Source organism: Cognatishimia sp. (genome assembly GCF_964229375.1).
Classification (GTDB): domain Bacteria; phylum Pseudomonadota; class Alphaproteobacteria; order Rhodobacterales; family Rhodobacteraceae; genus Cognatishimia.
This window is the reverse complement of sequence record NZ_CAXREH010000070.1, coordinates 1-15815: the sequence shown is the minus strand read 5'-3', so window position 1 is coordinate 15815 and position 15815 is coordinate 1. Positions and strand designations below refer to the sequence as shown.

At 57.7% G+C, this 15815-nt stretch carries 13 protein-coding genes and 1 pseudogene; 8 read left to right on the top strand and 6 right to left on the bottom strand.

Annotated elements, in window-relative coordinates:
- Nucleotides 1–9: 9 nt before the first annotated feature.
- The 3 genes from ACEQWH_RS05650 to ACEQWH_RS05640 all read left to right on the top strand — a co-directional run bounded on the left by ACEQWH_RS05650 (nucleotide 10) and on the right by ACEQWH_RS05640 (nucleotide 3328).
- Complete coding sequence (locus ACEQWH_RS05650) at nucleotides 10–570, top strand: 5-formyltetrahydrofolate cyclo-ligase (protein WP_370228767.1); 561 nt, start codon at nucleotides 10–12, stop codon at nucleotides 568–570.
- An 84-nt stretch (nucleotides 571–654) separates the two neighbouring features.
- Complete coding sequence (locus ACEQWH_RS05645; protein WP_370228766.1) at nucleotides 655–1476, top strand: TIGR00282 family metallophosphoesterase; 822 nt, start codon at nucleotides 655–657, stop codon at nucleotides 1474–1476.
- A 73-nt stretch (nucleotides 1477–1549) separates the two neighbouring features.
- Nucleotides 1550–3328: an SLC13 family permease gene (locus ACEQWH_RS05640; protein ID WP_370228765.1), complete on the top strand. Its 1779-nt coding sequence runs from the start codon at nucleotides 1550–1552 to the stop codon at nucleotides 3326–3328.
- A 58-nt stretch (nucleotides 3329–3386) separates the two neighbouring features.
- Here ACEQWH_RS05640 and ACEQWH_RS05635 read toward each other — a convergent pair whose 3' ends face one another.
- Nucleotides 3387–5171 (bottom strand): SLC13 family permease, encoded by a 1785-nt coding sequence (locus ACEQWH_RS05635; protein WP_370228763.1) that lies wholly within the window; start codon nucleotides 5169–5171, stop codon nucleotides 3387–3389.
- A 141-nt stretch (nucleotides 5172–5312) separates the two neighbouring features.
- Here ACEQWH_RS05635 and ACEQWH_RS05630 point away from each other — a divergent pair, with 141 nt between their 5' ends.
- Nucleotides 5313–6053, top strand: a complete 741-nt coding sequence (locus tag ACEQWH_RS05630) for a YebC/PmpR family DNA-binding transcriptional regulator (RefSeq protein WP_370228762.1) — start codon at nucleotides 5313–5315, stop codon at nucleotides 6051–6053.
- Between the two features lie 49 nt (nucleotides 6054–6102).
- Here the strand turns inward: ACEQWH_RS05630 and ACEQWH_RS05625 are convergent, their stop codons facing one another.
- Entirely contained in the window at nucleotides 6103–6996 is an 894-nt protein-coding gene (locus ACEQWH_RS05625; protein WP_370228760.1) for a hypothetical protein, read from the bottom strand.
- A gap of 215 nt (nucleotides 6997–7211) precedes the next feature.
- Between ACEQWH_RS05625 and ACEQWH_RS05620 the strand changes: the two genes are divergently transcribed.
- Nucleotides 7212–7814, top strand: a complete 603-nt coding sequence (locus tag ACEQWH_RS05620; protein WP_370228759.1) for a LysE/ArgO family amino acid transporter — start codon at nucleotides 7212–7214, stop codon at nucleotides 7812–7814.
- Here the strand turns inward: ACEQWH_RS05620 and betI are convergent.
- Complete coding sequence (betI, locus tag ACEQWH_RS05615) at nucleotides 7811–8392, bottom strand: transcriptional regulator BetI (RefSeq protein ID WP_370228757.1); 582 nt, start codon at nucleotides 8390–8392, stop codon at nucleotides 7811–7813. The two genes, ACEQWH_RS05620 and betI, sit on opposite strands and share 4 nt — an antisense overlap.
- 225 nt (nucleotides 8393–8617) lie before the next feature.
- Here betI and betA point away from each other — a divergent pair, with 225 nt between their 5' ends.
- Nucleotides 8618–10273 (top strand): choline dehydrogenase, encoded by a 1656-nt coding sequence (gene betA, locus ACEQWH_RS05610; protein WP_370228755.1) that lies wholly within the window; start codon nucleotides 8618–8620, stop codon nucleotides 10271–10273.
- Here the strand turns inward: betA and ACEQWH_RS05605 are convergent.
- The 3 genes from ACEQWH_RS05605 to ACEQWH_RS05595 all read right to left on the bottom strand — a co-directional run bounded on the left by ACEQWH_RS05605 (nucleotide 10270) and on the right by ACEQWH_RS05595 (nucleotide 13826).
- Nucleotides 10270–11118, bottom strand: coding sequence for an alpha/beta hydrolase (locus tag ACEQWH_RS05605; protein WP_370228753.1), 849 nt, complete (start codon nucleotides 11116–11118; stop codon nucleotides 10270–10272). The genes betA and ACEQWH_RS05605 overlap by 4 nt on opposite strands.
- A 51-nt stretch (nucleotides 11119–11169) precedes the next feature.
- On the bottom strand, nucleotides 11170–12570 hold the full coding sequence (locus tag ACEQWH_RS05600; RefSeq protein ID WP_370228752.1) for a short-chain fatty acyl-CoA regulator family protein: 1401 nt from the start codon (nucleotides 12568–12570) through the stop codon (nucleotides 11170–11172).
- A 62-nt stretch (nucleotides 12571–12632) separates the two neighbouring features.
- Complete coding sequence (locus tag ACEQWH_RS05595) at nucleotides 12633–13826, bottom strand: multidrug effflux MFS transporter (RefSeq protein ID WP_370228750.1); 1194 nt, start codon at nucleotides 13824–13826, stop codon at nucleotides 12633–12635.
- Between the two features lie 220 nt (nucleotides 13827–14046).
- Between ACEQWH_RS05595 and ACEQWH_RS05590 the strand changes: the two genes are divergently transcribed.
- Nucleotides 14047–15579: an acyl-CoA carboxylase subunit beta gene (locus ACEQWH_RS05590; protein WP_370228748.1), complete on the top strand. Its 1533-nt coding sequence runs from the start codon at nucleotides 14047–14049 to the stop codon at nucleotides 15577–15579.
- A gap of 32 nt (nucleotides 15580–15611) precedes the next feature.
- A pseudogene (locus tag ACEQWH_RS05585) lies at nucleotides 15612–15815 on the top strand (hypothetical protein); the annotation flags it as partial.

The following is a 15815-nucleotide window of genomic DNA, read 5'->3' as shown; positions in this document are numbered from 1 at the left end:
GGACACCAGATGGATTTGACCGAGATTAAAGCGGCGGCACGCAAGTCGGCCTTTGCCCGACGCAAGGCGGCTTTTGGGGCGGGGTATCCGGCGCAATCTGCCTATCTGTCCGAGGTGCTCGCTGGCTATCGGGGTGTGCCTTTGGCGGGCTATATGCCGATCCGAACAGAGATCAATCCCATCGCTGCCATGGCCGAAGCAGCGGCGCACGGGCTGGTTGGCGTGCCAGTCATTCAAGACGCGGGACTGCCGTTGAAATTCTCGCGTTGGGAGCCGGATGGGGCGCTGAAAGATGGTCCGTTTGGTGCCAAAGTGCCCGTTGTGGACGATTATTTCGAGCCAGAGATCCTGATCGTGCCGCTGGTTGCATTTGACGCGCGCGGCGGGCGTTTGGGGTATGGCGGAGGCTTTTATGACCGCACGCTAGAGCTCTTGCGTGCCAAACGCGCGACGCTGGCCATCGGCTTTGCCTTTGGCGCGCAAGAGGCCGATGACTTGCCATTGGAAGACACCGATCAACCCTTGGACATGATGGTCACAGAAGCAGGCATTCGAGACTTCAAACGCTAAAATTTACTCATTTTCGCCAATTGATGGCGGATTGCGTGACTAGAGCCTTGCTCTGAATGGCCCACAGCGATAGGGCAAACACCCATGAAAATTCTGTTTTTAGGTGATGTTGTCGGGCGCGCGGGGCGTGCTGCGCTCACCGAACATCTGCCTCGTCTGCGCAAAGAGTGGCGCTTGGATTTTGTCATCGTGAATGGTGAGAACGCCAGCAATGGCATGGGGCTTTCCGGTCAGCACGCCAATGTGATTTTCGAGGCGGGTGCCGATTGCATCACGTTGGGCGATCATGCCTTTGATCAAAAAGACATGATGCAGCACATCCAAGACGACAACAGAATAATACGCCCCCTGAACTATGCCTCGGGCGATGTCCCCGGGCGCGGGCATCGTATCTTTGATGTGCGAGGCAAGAAAATCCTTGTTTTGCAGGCGCTTGGGCAGGTTTTCATGAAGCGTCCTTTTGCGGATCCGTTTTCCACGGTCGAACGTGTTTTGAAGGCACATCCGCGGGGTGGGCTGGTGCAGGCCATCGTGGTGGATATGCATTGCGAAGCCACGTCCGAAAAAATGGGCATGGCGCATTTCTGCAATGGCAAGGCCAGCCTTGTTGTTGGAACGCATACCCATGTGCCAACCGCAGACGCTCAGATCTTGGACAAGGGCACTGCGATGCTGTCAGATGCTGGAATGTGCGGGGACTACAATTCTGTCATTGGCATGGAAAAAGCCGAACCAATGCGCCGTTTCGTGACCGGCATGCCCAAAAACCGGTTCACACCAGCCACGGGCGAAGCAACGCTCAGCGGCGTCTATGTCGAGACCGACGACAGATCCGGCGCGGCCACCCGTATCGAGATGGTGCGTCAGGGCGGTCGGTTGCAGCAGGCAGGCCCAGACCCCGTTTAAGCCAGACCCCGTTTAAGCTTGTCACTCCTGACAGGTTGTTTGATGGTTAAGGGGAGCATCCCCTGAGGACACCATGGATTTTTTTGCGTTTACTCAAACTCAACAGGCGATCATCACGTTGGTGACGGTCGCCGTGATGTTCGCCTTGTTTGTACGCGAGGTGTTTCCCACCGAAGTGGTTGGGATTGCTGGCGTCGCGACGCTGTTAATACTGGGGGTCTTGCCCTATGAAGGCGCGTTGACCGTGCTGTCAAACCCGGCCCCTTGGACAATTGGGGCCATGTTCATCGTGATGAGCGCCCTTGTGCGCACCGGCGCACTGTCCAGTTTCACGCATTTGGCGGACAGGCAAGCAAAGTCCAATCCGAAATTGGCCATTGCGATGTTGATGATCTTTGTGATTGTCGCCTCTGCCGTGGTGTCCAACACACCGGTTGTGGTGGTGATGATCCCGGTTTTCATCCAGCTGGCGGGCACTTTGGGCGTTGCGCCCAGCAAGCTGCTGATCCCCCTCAGCTATGCCGCCATTCTGGGGGGAACGCTGACCCTGATCGGGACGTCTACCAATCTTTTGGTGGACGGCGTTGCGCGGGCGCAGGGGCTTGCGGGGTTCTCGATCTTTGAGGTCACCCCGCTGGGGATCATTCTGGTGGTCTGGGGCATGATCTATCTGCGCTTTATTGGCCCGCATCTGCTGCCTGAACGGGATTCCATGGCCGGGCTTTTGGGCAATCGCAAGGATATGAAATTCTTTACCGAAGCCGTTGTGCCGCCTGACTCAAACCTGATTGGGCGCGAAGTCACCGGCGTGCAGCTGTTCAAACGCGACGGCGTGCGCCTGATTGACGTTCTGCGGGGCGATGCGTCGTTGCGTCGAAACCTGAAAGGGGTCGAACTGCAAGTCGGCGACCGCGTGGTGCTGCGTACGAAAATGACAGAACTGCTCAGCCTGCAGCGGGACAAGTCGCTGAAACGTGTGGATCAGGTCTCGTCGGTTGAAACAACAACGGTCGAAGTGCTGATCACGCCCGGCTGTCGCATGGTGGGGCGCGCCCTTGGGGGGATGCGTCTGCGGCGGCGTTACGGGGTTTATACAATCGCCGTGCACCGCAGCAATCAGAACATCGGCAGGCAGCTTGACGAGCTGGTGGTGCGCGTAGGCGATACATTGCTACTGGAAGGCGCGCCAGAAGACATTCAGAGGCTGGCGGCAGACATGGATATGGTGCAGGTCAACCAACCGGTCGAGCGCGAGTACCGTCGCGGGCAGGCGCCGATTGCTTTGCTGGCTTTGCTGGGCATCGTTGCCTTGGCGGGCCTTGGCGTCGCGCCGATTTTCTTGTTGTCTGTGATCGCTGTGGCCGTTGTGCTTGTCACCCGCTGTATTGACGCAGACGAAGCATTTGCCGCCGTCGATGGCCGTCTGCTGGCCCTGATTTTCTCGATGCTGGCCATTGGGGTCGCCTTGCAGACCTCGGGCGCAGTGACGCTGATTGTCGAGGCGATTGCCCCCTGGCTGAAGGGCTTGCCGCCGTTCTTTCTGGTTTGGGCGATTTATCTGCTGACGTCGATTTTGACAGAAATGCTGTCCAACAATGCGGTGGCAGTCGTGGTCACGCCGATTGCCATGGGGCTTGGAGAGGCCATGGGCTTTGACGTGCGCCCGCTGGTGATTGCCGTCATGGTGGCCGCATCCGCCAGTTTCGCAACACCCATCGGCTATCAGACCAATATGCTGGTTTATGGCCCTGGCGGGTATCGGTTTACCGATTTCATGCGCGTTGGGATCCCGCTTAATCTGTCGGTGGGCCTGCTTGCGAGTGCGCTTATTCCTTTGATGTGGCCGCTGTAAGGGGCGTTGCCCCTCTGCCTTTGGCCTCACCCCAGGATATTTCTTGCAAGAGAAAGGCTTAGAGCGGCCCGAAGATCAGGATCAGCGGGATTGAAACGGCGACCACGAGGATCTCGAGGGGCAGGCCCATGCGCCAGTAGTCTCCGAACCGGTAGCCTCCGGGCCCAAGGATCAGGGTGTTGTTCTTGTGTCCGATGGGCGTGAGAAAGGCTGCAGAGGCGGCAACGGCCACAGCCATCAGAAACGGATCCGGTGACGCGCCAAGCGAGGTGGCCATATGAATGCCCACGGGGGCGGCAACGATGGCGGTTGCGGTGTTGTTGAGCACATCGCTGAGGGTCATGGTGACCACCATCAGAACAGTCAGAATGGCCCAGGCGGGCAGCCCTTCGGTCAGGGCAACCAGTGAGCCTGCTATCAGCTCGGTGCCCCCGGCGTCCTCTAGTGCGGCGCCCAAGGGGATCATCGAGCCAAGCAGCACCACGACGGGCCATTCGATCTGGGTGTAAAGTTCGGATAAGGGTACGATTTTTGTTAGCACATAGGCGGCAACCACAAGGCCGAGCGCGATAGGCAAATAGAGCAGGCCGACCGCTGATGCCGCGATTGCGGCGGCGAAAAGTGCGATGGCCAGCCAGGATTTCTGATCGGCCGTCACCTGGAGGCCGCGATCCGCAAGTGGCAGGCAGCCGAGCCAGTCGGTGATGTCTTCGCCGCGATCTTTTGGGGTGAGCAAAAGCAGGATGTCGCCGGTTTTTAAAGGCGTTTTGCGCAGGTGTTTGGTGATCCGCTGCCCATTGCGGGACAGCCCCATCAGGATGGCGCCCTGGCGCCAGGCTAGCCCGATGCGCTCGGCGGTCTTGCCGGTGATGCGCGAGGTTTCGGGGACGACCACCTCGATCATGTCCAAACCGTCGCCAGCAGCCTTCAGGTGTTGTTCCCGTTTGTCTTCGGCAAATCGCAATCCGGTGGCCGTGCGGAATTCGTCAAGGGCATCGGGGGTGGCCTCAAGCAGTAAGGTGTCGCCTGCACGCAATGTGCTGTTGCGTGCGGAGCCATAGCGCCGCCGCCCGTCGCGGCTGAGGCCAATGATCGCGACATCTGCCTGCGCTGCCTGCTGATCCAGATCTGCCAGACGCGTTCCGATCAGTTTGTGATCCTCGGGCACCGTGAGTTCCGCCAGATACTCTGTCAGATCGGTCAGGGCGCTGCCGGCATCATCGCGTTTGGGGATCAAACGCCAGCCAAACAGCGCGACAAAGGCCAGACCAATCAGTGCGGTCAGCCCTCCCACAGGTGCGAAATCAAACATGCGAAAAGGGGTGCCCAGTGTGTCTTCGCGGATTGAGGCGATGATGATGTTGGGGGGCGTGCCAATCAGCGTGGCCATGCCGCCAAGGATCGTCGCAAAAGACAGGGGCATCAGCGACAGGCCGGGGCTGCGCGAGGCTTTGCGGGCGGTCTGGATGTCGACGGGCATCAAGAGAGCCAGCGCCGCAACATTGTTCATAAAGGCTGACAAAACACCGCCAACGCCGCCCATGATGGCGATATGGGTGCCAAGGGCGCGTGTGCTGTCCACCAAGGTACGGGTGATCATGAACACGGCGCCTGATCGCACGAGCCCGGCCGAAACAACCAGAACCAGCGCCACAACAAGCGTCGCCGGGTGGCCAAAGCCAGAGAAGGCGTCTTTTTCAGGCACCACGCCCAGGACGACGCCCGCTAGCAGCGCACAAAACGCCACGAGGTCATAGCGAAATCGCCCCCACAGCAAGAGGCCAAAGACCACGCCGAACAGGGCAAAAAGGATGATCTGGTCTTGGGTTAACTCTGTGCTCATGGTCGCCTCGATCCCGTTGTGATCTGAGTTTGCCAAGCCACGGCTTTCATGCAAGGGGAAAAGCCACCTGCGGCGCGCCTTGAGGCTGTGGTTGGGTTGCGCTATAGGAGGCGAAACGAGATCAAAGACGGGGCATCTGCCATGGCTGGCCATAGTAAATGGGCAAATATTCAGCACCGCAAAGGGCGTCAGGACGCCGCGCGGTCCAAGCTTTTTTCCAAGCTTGCCAAAGAAATCACAGTGGCGGCGAAGATGGGGGATCCTGATCCCGATAAAAATCCGCGTCTGCGTCTGGCGGTGAAAGAAGCCAAAAGTCAGTCCGTTCCCAAGGATGTGATCGAGCGCGCGATCAAGAAAGCGATTGGCGGGGATGCTGAAAGCTATGACGAGATCCGCTATGAGGGCTATGGCCCCAATGGTGTGGCTGTGATCGTTGAAACCATGACCGACAACAAGAACCGCACAGCATCCACTGTGCGCTCTACGTTCTCGAAAAATGGCGGCAACCTCGGCGAAACCGGGTCGGTTGGATTTATGTTTGAGCGTAAGGGCGAGGTGATTTACCCGGCCGATGCGGGCGATGCAGACGATATCATGATGTCTGCCATTGAAGCGGGTGCTGAGGATGTCGAAAGCTCTGAGGATGGCCACATCATCTATTGCGCAGACACCGACCTGAATGACGTGTCCAACGCGCTGGAAGCGGATCTGGGCGAATCTGAGTCGACCAAACTGATCTGGAAGCCAACCACCACGACCGAACTGGGTCTGGAAGATATGCAGAAACTGATGAAGCTGGTGGATGCCTTGGAAGATGATGATGACGTGCAGCGCGTCACCACGAACTTTGAGGCCACCGACGAAGTCATGGCGCAGCTGTAAGCCACGCCATTTCAAGATACTTCAGGCAAAGCCGTCCTTTTGGGCGGCTTTATCTTTTGGTGATGATGCCTGCGTCCAGCAATTCGTTCTTATGCGGATACCACAGCGCGCGGCGATCGTCTTGAAAGTAGCGCTCGATGAAGCGGCTATCGATCTGCTGCTGCTCAAAGAATCTTTGATCCTGCAGTCTTTCGACATCGGCTTCGGCATAGGGCATCAGCTGTTTGAAATCCAAACCATAGCGGTGAAAACCAAGCTGGGCACCGGGACCTAATGTGCGATTGGCACCAGCGGTAAAGGCCAACAGACAGCTCGAGCTGCATTCGATGGCGACATGTGTGTCCAGCCCATATTGCAGCACGCGTTGCGCAAACCGGCGGGCTTCGTAAAGATTGCCGCCCGGGCTGTTCAAGGTAATCTGCTGCAAATCAGGTGATTGCGACATCAGGGGTTCAAGCTCGTTCATCATGCCCGATGACATGATGCCATCATAGGTCAACACGCGCCCGTCCAGTGACAGGTGCATGCGGAACCTTTTGGGAGGCGCGCGAGTTTCCAGAATGGACGGCGAATTATCGGTCGTTGTGCGCGCCGAGCGGTTGCCCGACAGGGCGGCATCAACAACCATGAAGGCCTGAAACCACAAGACAAAGGTCACCAGCCCGGCGACCACATATCCAACGGATGCGCCAACGATGGTCCAGAACCTGCCGGTATCATTATAAAACAGGCTGGCTGCATTGACGAAGCGGACGACCTGATAGGCAAACACAAACAGGTCCGCAATGATGATCAGTGCAAACGGCCAGGCAGTCCGGGACGCGAAGGACAAAAGCACTATGAACACGCCGATCATACCAAGGCGCAACAGCAGGCCAGTCACCCATAAGGCGCTGGAAAAACTGGGCCCCATCCTTTCGGCATAGGTATTGATCGCACTCATGATGCACCTTTCAAAAACCACTACTCGTTTGGGGTGATTCTGCATGTCGATCTGGCAGGAATGTGGCAAGTTCTTGCGCGCAGTTTGACAATTGCCACGGGGCCGCGCGCCGTTGCATGGGGGGATCCAGAGTGCTAGGCCTGAGCCAAGGTACAGGGCGCGCGCAGCCACAACGCCTCTGGGTAAAACAAGACGTATCGACGGGTGACAGGGCTATGATTTCATCTTTGACGGCGGGCTTTGCTCTGGGCCTTTCTTTGATCCTGGCCATTGGGGCGCAGAACTCTTTTGTTCTCAGGCAAGGGTTACGCGGAGAGTTTGTGCTGCCGGTCGTTCTGACCTGTGCAATTTCCGATGCCATTCTTATTGTTGCAGGCGTCGCGGGTTTTGGTGCTTTGGTCGAGGCCGCGCCCTTTGCTGTTGATATCGCACGCTGGGGCGGGGCGGCGTTCTTGTTTGTCTATGGTGCGATGAAGTTCATGTCGGCCTATCGCGGAGGCAGCGCGCTGGCGGCAGAGGGGGGCAAGACGCCCAAGCTGGGGGCGGCGATCGCCACCTGTTTGGCGCTGACTTGGGCAAACCCGCATGTTTACCTTGATACTGTGGTTTTATTGGGGGGGCTGTCTGCGCAGTTTGAAGATGCGCGCCTGTTTGCGGTGGGTGCGGTCTGTGCCAGCTTTTCGTTCTTTTTCGCGCTTGGCTATGGGGCGGCGTTGCTGCGCGGGTTCTTTACCAATCCGTTGTCATGGCGTCTGTTGGATGTCTTGGTCGGCGTGACGATGTGGGCCATCGCCGTCAGCCTAGTGACCCACGCCTAGCCTGCTTTCAGCATCAAATCCGCAACGCGGCGCGCTTCTTTCTGGGCGGCAGCCGCATTCACTGGTCTGCGCGACATTGCTGCTTCTAGCCAGACGCCATCCATATAGGCCTGTAGCGCCTGCTGTACGGTATCCAGACGGGTCTTAGGCAGCAACTGACTGAGTTCAGCGCGGAAGTGGCTGGTGACGCGCTGGCGATTGATGCGCTGCAACCGGGCGAGCCCCTCGTGATAGGGCGCATTGGCCCAGAACTGCAGCCAGATCGCACAGGTTTCCGGCGTGAACAGCGCCTCGTCAAAGTTGGCATCCAATTCCGCCATCAGCCTGTCATAGGGCGTTTGCGTCCCCGCCAGATTGCGCAGATTGGCAGCCTTCAGGGTGCGCAGGATCCGCAGCATCATGGCCTGAATCAACTGATCCTTCGACCCGAAGTAATAGTTAATGCTGGCAGCGGTCGACCCGGCTTCTTTGGCGATATCCGTCATTGTGACCTGAGCATATCCACGCTCGGCCACGGCGCGAATGGCGGCGTCGATCAGTTCTTCGTGGCGGATGTCGCGAATGCGTCTTTTGCTCATATCCTGTCTATACCCTTTATTCGTCAGGGGTTAACGCAAAAAACGCGTGGCGTTTCGTCAAAAATTAAATGACCATTTAAATTTTTGATTTGCTGTTTAAGATTCGCATTGCTAGGGTCTGACCCACCTTGGGCAGCGGCGGTTGCAAACGCGCACTCAGGCATATGAACCCCGTCCGAAGTGACGCGGCAGTACAAATTGGGCCCGACAATAGGAGACCGAGCTATGCGTGCAGATTATGTGATTGTTGGAGCGGGCTCTGCCGGATGCGCTATGGCGTACCGACTGTCTGAGGCCGGAAAATCCGTCATTGTGATCGAGCATGGTGGATCTGATGCGGGGCCATTGATCCAGATGCCCGGCGCGCTGAGCTATCCGATGAACATGAGCCTCTATGACTGGGGGTATCAGTCTCAACCGGAGCCTCATCTGGGCGGTCGGCGACTTGCGACGCCACGGGGTAAGGTGATTGGCGGATCCAGTTCCATCAATGGAATGGTTTATGTACGCGGGCATGCAGGGGACTATGATCATTGGGCCGCCAGCGGCGCGCAGGGGTGGTCCTATGCGGATGTGTTGCCTTACTTCAAACGCATGGAAACATGGCATGAAAGCGGGCAGGGCGGTGATCCGGAATGGCGCGGCAAAACCGGACCGCTTCATGTGTCCCGCGGTCCGCGCGACAACCCGCTGCACGCAGCATTCGTCAAGGCGGGTGAACAGGCAGGCTATCCTGTGACGTCTGATTACAATGGCGAGCAGCAAGAGGGCTTTGGCCCGATGGACATGACGGTCTATAAGGGGCGTCGTTGGTCTGCGGCCAATGCCTATCTGAAGCCTGCATTGAAACGCGAGAACTGCACGTTGGTGCGGGGGCTGGCGTGTAAGGTCGTGATGGAAGACGGGCGCGCGACCGGGGTTCAAATTGAACGCCAAGGCAAAACAGAGGTCATCCATGCCTCAACCGAAGTGATCCTTGCGGCCAGCTCTTTGAACTCACCAAAACTGTTGATGTTGTCGGGCATTGGTCCGGCCGCGCATCTGGCAGAGCATGGGATCGACGTTGTGGCAGATCGGCCCGGCGTCGGGCAGAACCTGCAGGATCACCTTGAGCTGTATCTGCAGATGGCCTGCACGCAACCGATCACCTTGTACAAATACTGGAACCTTTTGGGAAAAGCCTGGGTTGGGGCGCGGTGGCTGTTCAGCAAATCTGGCGTCGGGGCCTCTAATCAGTTTGAGTCCGCGGCCTTCATCCGCTCGAAGGCCGGGGTGCAATATCCTGATATTCAATACCATTTCCTGCCCATTGCGGTCCGTTACGACGGGCAGGCGGCATCCGAGGGGCACGGCTTTCAGGCCCATGTTGGCCCCATGCGCAGCGGTTCGCGCGGCGAGGTCACGCTGGCCAGTTCAGACCCCAAAGACGCGCCAAACATTTTGTTCAACTATATGTCCACCGAGCAAGACTGGGAGGATTTCCGCACCTGCATACGCCTGACCCGCGAGATCTTTGGGCAAGAGGCTTTTGCGCCCTTTGTGAAACATGAAATCCAGCCCGGCGCGGCGTTGCAATCGGATGAAGAGCTGGATGGCTTTATCAGAGAACACGTCGAAAGCGCCTATCACCCCGGTGGCACCTGCCGCATGGGGGCGGTGGATGATCCGACCAGCGTTGTGGATTCTGAATGTCGCGTCATCGGCGTGGATGGCCTGCGCGTTGCAGACAGCTCGATCTTTCCGCGCATCACAAATGGCAACCTGAACGGGCCGTCGATTATGACGGGCGAAAAGGCCTCGGATCACATTCTTGGACGCTCACTGCCTGCCGCCAATGATCGCCCGTGGTTCCACCCGGATTGGGAAACCGCGCAGCGTTAAAGCCCCAGATCGGTCAGGGCCATATGGTTCAGGATCTGGGATATCACCCCATGGGACCAGATATTGACGTGGTTGGCATCAGGCACCATCAGCAAGCGTTTTTTGTCACTTTGGGCCGCGTCAAATACGGCGCGACCTTTGTTTGATCGCACGACCTGATCCTGCACGCCGTGGACAACGATCAAGGGAAGGTCCACCGACGTTTTGACACGGGTGAGGCTGTCCCAATCATCCATGAACCGCGCCACAAATGATCCGGGCGGGCCAAACATCGTCTTGGCCATATCGGGAATTGAGGTGAACGGCGCTTCCAGGATGACACCAGTTGGTAATGTCGTCCTGTCGTTTGGGGCGGTGGACAGGTTTTCGATAAGGCCCAAAGCGACCGCCGACCCCAGACTTTCCCCATAGATTACAAGGCGCTGGCTGGGGCCGATCTTGTTGCTCAGCCAGTCATAACCCGCGCGCATGCTTGTGATGATGGCCTCTTCGCGGGGGCTGCCTGCGCTGCCGGAACTGCCCGGATAGGCCTGTGCAAAGATGCCAAAACCTGCGCGGATCAACCGGTTAAAGCGCCCGGTGCGGTCCGCCAGATTGCCGGCGTTTCCATGCAGGTAAACTACAATCGGTTTGCCGCGCTTGGGTGGCACGTACCACGTGACGACTCGGCCCAAAGGCCCGTCCAGATCGTGGACCTCGACATGAGGCAGATAGGTCTGAGACGGCGCCTCTTCCGTGGGGTCGAAAGTGTAGAGAATGGTGTCGTTCGTCTGGTCGAGAACTTTCTCAACGCCCAAGGCCAAAAAGCCCAAAATCAGAAATGCAAAGGCGAAAAAGCGGATCATTTTGTGTCTCAATAGCGATTTAAAAATAGAAGCTTACAAAGCAATCCGGCGCTAGCCGACCTCATATGGCAAAACGCCCCGTTCGTTTTCCCGGATCATCAGTTTGCGCTCTAGCGGCGGCACCGAGCGCTGGTGACAATCGGGGCGTTCGCAGATCCGGCACGAGATCCCGATCGGTTGGAAAGAGGCCGCGTTGGACACGTCCATATTGTCGGCATAGACCATGCGGTCGGCGTGTTTGATCTCGCATCCCAATGCAATCGCGTACCGGCGCACCGGCGCGCCATAGTGACCGCCGGATTTCGACACATCCCGCGCCAGCGAGAAGTACCGCACACCGTCCGGGGTTTCCGCAAGCTGTCGCAAAAACCGTCCGGGCGTTTCAAAGGCGCGGTGCACGTTCCACAGCGGGCAGGCCCCGCCAAACCGCGCAAATTGCAGCCGTGTGGCAGAGTGGCGTTTCGTGATTGTACCGGCCTGATCGACCCGCACGAAAAAGAAGGGAATCCCTTTGTTTCCAGGGCGTTGCAGGGTCGACAAACGGTGCGCGACTTGTTCGATCGAGGCCCCGAACTGGTTGGACAACAGTTCAAGGTCGTGCCGATGATCTTGCGCGGCGGCGTGAAACCTCTGATAAGGCATCAGGGCCGCTCCGGCGAAGTAATTCGCAAGGCCAATCTTGGCGATATCGCGCGATGTTTCAGATTGGAACTTGGCCAGGTCCAGCGTCGCTTCCAGCAATGAGTTGCGCTGAAGCAGCGCGACCTGCAACAGCATCTGAAAGCACTGCGTCGCCAGCGAGGCGCGCGCAGATATTGAAAGCGTCTTGGTGGCTTGATCGTATTGGCGCAGCGGCCCTGTATCGCTCAACCGAACTGAAACGCCTACGTGATGCAGCGCATCCTCTGCCGCCGCCCGCATCGAGGATTTCGCCTCGGCTGACTTGGCGAAATTCTCGGCAGCGTGGTCCACGGCATCGATGTAGTTGTCGCAGTAGTGGAAAAAGTCGCGCACCTCGTCCCATGGGCTTGGCTGCATCCGAAATTCTTGCCGCCCGAGGGCATCATCCAGCGAGGCAAGCCGTTCATGGGTTTCGCGATAGGTGTGATGCAGTTTCAGAAACGCGCGGGCAAGCGCAGGGGCGTTTGAGGCCGACAGCCGAATATCCGCCAGGGGCACATCGCTGTCTGCCAGGGCCGGATCTGCAAGCGCTTCGCGCAGATCGCTGACCAATCGCTCGGAATCGCCTGTCGAGAGTTCTGTGACGTCGATGCCGAACTCTTGGGCCAAGGCCAGAACAACCGTTGTTGAAACCGGCCGGTTGTTGTTTTCCATCTGATTGAGATAGGGCAGGGACACGCCAAGTTTGCCTGCAAAGTCCCGTTGTGTCAGGGACACGCGGTTGCGGATTTCCCGCAGTTTCGCGCCGGCATAAAGTTTCTGTGTCGCCATGGCGTGCCTCGTGATTTGCAACTTAGCTTGCGTCGAAGCATAGGTTTGCAAATCCGAGGATGCTAGCCCTGAAGTCGTCTTTCGCGACGAATTGTCAGCAATATGGCCACCAATGCGGCCAGTGCTGTAGCCAGCATCAACAGCAACAAAGAGAAGGGGTTGGGCCAGAATTCGATCACAACGCCTGCCAAGGCTGACAGCCCCGCGCCGCCGCCAATCATGATGGCGCTCGCCAGTCCCGAGGCGGTGCCCGCAAGGTGCGGCCGAACAGACAAGGCCCCTGCGGTTGCGTTGGGGATGACCATGCCGTTGCCCACGCCGACAAAGGTCATAAAGGCAAAAAAGCTAAAGGCACTGCCATATCCGGCGGCCACAAGCGTCAGTGACAGGCCCACGCCGACCGCGTTAACAAGCGATCCCCACAGCACCATGTTGTTTACGCCTATGCGTTGGGAATAGGTGCCAGAGAGATAGTTGCCGACGAAATACCCAATCGCGGGCGCACCGAAATAGAGGCCCACTTCGGATGGGTCGAGCGCGAAATACCCGCTGGCCACAAGCGGCGCGCCCCCGAGGTAGGCAAAGAACGCGCCTGATGCAAAGCCCGAGGCCAGGCTGTAACCCCAAAACCGGGGGCTGGTCAGAAGCTCGGGACATTGTTTGAACTGCGCACCCAATGTCAGACCGCTGCGCCGCTTGGTTTCGCCCAGATCGAAGTAAACCAAGACCAACGCCAGTGCGCCAGACGCAAACATCAGCCAGAAACTTGCGCGCCAGTCCCAGGTTTCTTCCAGCAATCCACCGAGGGCCGGGGCCACCATAGGGACCACCGACATGCCCATGGTCACAAAGCCGATCTTAGAGGCGGCCTCGGCGTCTTCGACGACGTCGCGCACGATGGCGCGGCTGAGAACCAGGCAGGTCGCGATGACGGCCTGCCCAATGCGGAAGATCAGAAATACGGTGGCGTTTGGTGCATAGATACAGCCCAAGGTACTGAGCAGGAACAGAAAAATACCGGCCATAAGGACCGGGCGACGCCCGATCTGATCCGAGATCGGCCCAATAAGCACTTGCAAAATGGCACTGGCGGCCAGATAGCCCGCCACGGAAAGCTGCATCACACTATAGTCGGTGTCGAAATAGATCGTCATGCCAGGCAGGCTTGGCAGGAAAATATTCATGATCATCGCACTCAGGCCTGCAAGCAGAATGAGTGTAGAGATATGAGGAGGTGATCTTCGACTTAAATACATAATAGGCACGCACTGTTGACCTGTTTAGTTGTAGGCAGCCGATTTCTTAAAGAGAAGAGTTTTTGCGACTCCAAGTTGTAAAAATGAACTAAATGGTTCAAATTTTGCAATTTTGCAATTTTCACGTATTGAGTTTGATGAGGTTTGCAAATTTGCGGGAAATACCTTTGCGATGCGGTGGGATAAGGCTATCACGACGTAACAGACCAAAGGGTGTGACATGGATAATATTCTTCAAGAACTCGAAGCGCGTCGTGAAACGGCCCGCTTGGGCGGTGGTCAGCGCCGCATCGACAGCCAGCACGCGCGGGCGAAACTGACTGCACGCGAACGCATTGAACTGCTTTTGGACGAGGGCAGCTTCGAAGAGTTTGACATGTTCAAAACCCACCGTTGCACAGAGTTCGGCATGGAAAACCAAAAGCCAGCGGGCGACGGGGTGATTACCGGCTGGGGAACGATCAACGGCCGTATGGTCTATGTGTTCTCGCAGGATTTCACGGTTTTTGGCGGCTCGCTGTCTGAAACGCACGCGCAAAAGATCTGTAAAATTCAGGATATGGCGGTCCAAAACGGCGCGCCGATCATTGGTCTGAATGACTCTGGTGGTGCGCGGATCCAAGAGGGTGTCGACTCTCTGGCAGGCTATGCCGAGGTGTTCCAGCGCAATATTATGGCATCAGGTGTCGTGCCGCAGATCTCTGTGATCATGGGGCCATGCGCGGGCGGGGCGGTCTATAGCCCTGCGATGACAGACTTTATCTTTATGGTCAAAGACACGTCCTACATGTTCGTCACAGGCCCCGACGTTGTGAAAACCGTGACCAATGAGGTGGTGACCGCCGAAGAGCTGGGCGGGGCCTCCACGCACACCAAGAAATCCTCTGTTGCCGATGGTGCGTTTGAAAACGACGTCGAAGCCCTGCGCGAGGTGCGCAACCTTGTGGACTTCTTGCCGCTGAACAACCGTGAGAAACCTCCGGTGCGTCCTTTCTTTGATGACCCGGCGCGGGTCGATGCGTCGTTGGACACTTTGGTGCCGGAAAACGCGAACACGCCTTATGATATGAAAGAGCTGATCCACAAAATTGCGGATGAAAGCGATTTCTATGAGATCCAGGAAGACTACGCCAAGAACATCATCACAGGTCTCATCCGTATGGAAGGCCAGACAGTGGGTGTTGTCGCGAACCAGCCGATGGTTCTGGCGGGCTGTCTGGACATCGACAGCTCTCGCAAGGCGGCACGGTTTGTGCGTTTCTGTGATTGTTTTGAAATTCCGATCCTGACGCTGGTCGACGTTCCAGGCTTTTTGCCAGGCACCAGTCAGGAATATGGCGGCGTTATCAAGCACGGCGCGAAACTGCTCTTTGCTTATGGCGAGGCAACGGTTCCGAAGGTGACGGTTATCACCCGCAAAGCCTATGGCGGGGCGTATGACGTTATGGCGTCCAAGCACCTGCGTGGTGATTTCAACTATGCATGGCCCTCTGCGGAAATCGCTGTGATGGGCGCGAAAGGGGCGACGGAAATCATTCATCGCGCCGATCTGGGTGACGCCGAGAAAATCGCGGCACACACCAAAAACTATGAAGACCGCTTCGCCAACCCCTTCGTGGCGGCCGAGCGTGGCTTTATTGACGAGGTCATCATGCCGCAATCTACCCGTCGTCGGGTAGCCCGCGCCTTTGCGTCGCTGCGCAATAAGAAACTCGAGAACCCCTGGAAAAAGCACGACAATATCCCGCTGTAAGCGGGGGTGCGTGCGCCAATAGGATCGTATCTGTGGCCAATTCAAAGTGGCATACCCTGCGGGATGGCGACGTGCTGACACTTGCGCGTCATCTGCCAGCACGTTTCGACGTTGCGGCGGAAACCACCCTGCGCGCGGGCTCTGCCACGCGGCTGGCACATCAGGTGCGCCAGGACATGTGGCGCGCGCTGCGGTCGTTGCGCGGGTTTTCTCCGGTTGTGCAGGTCACGCGCGGC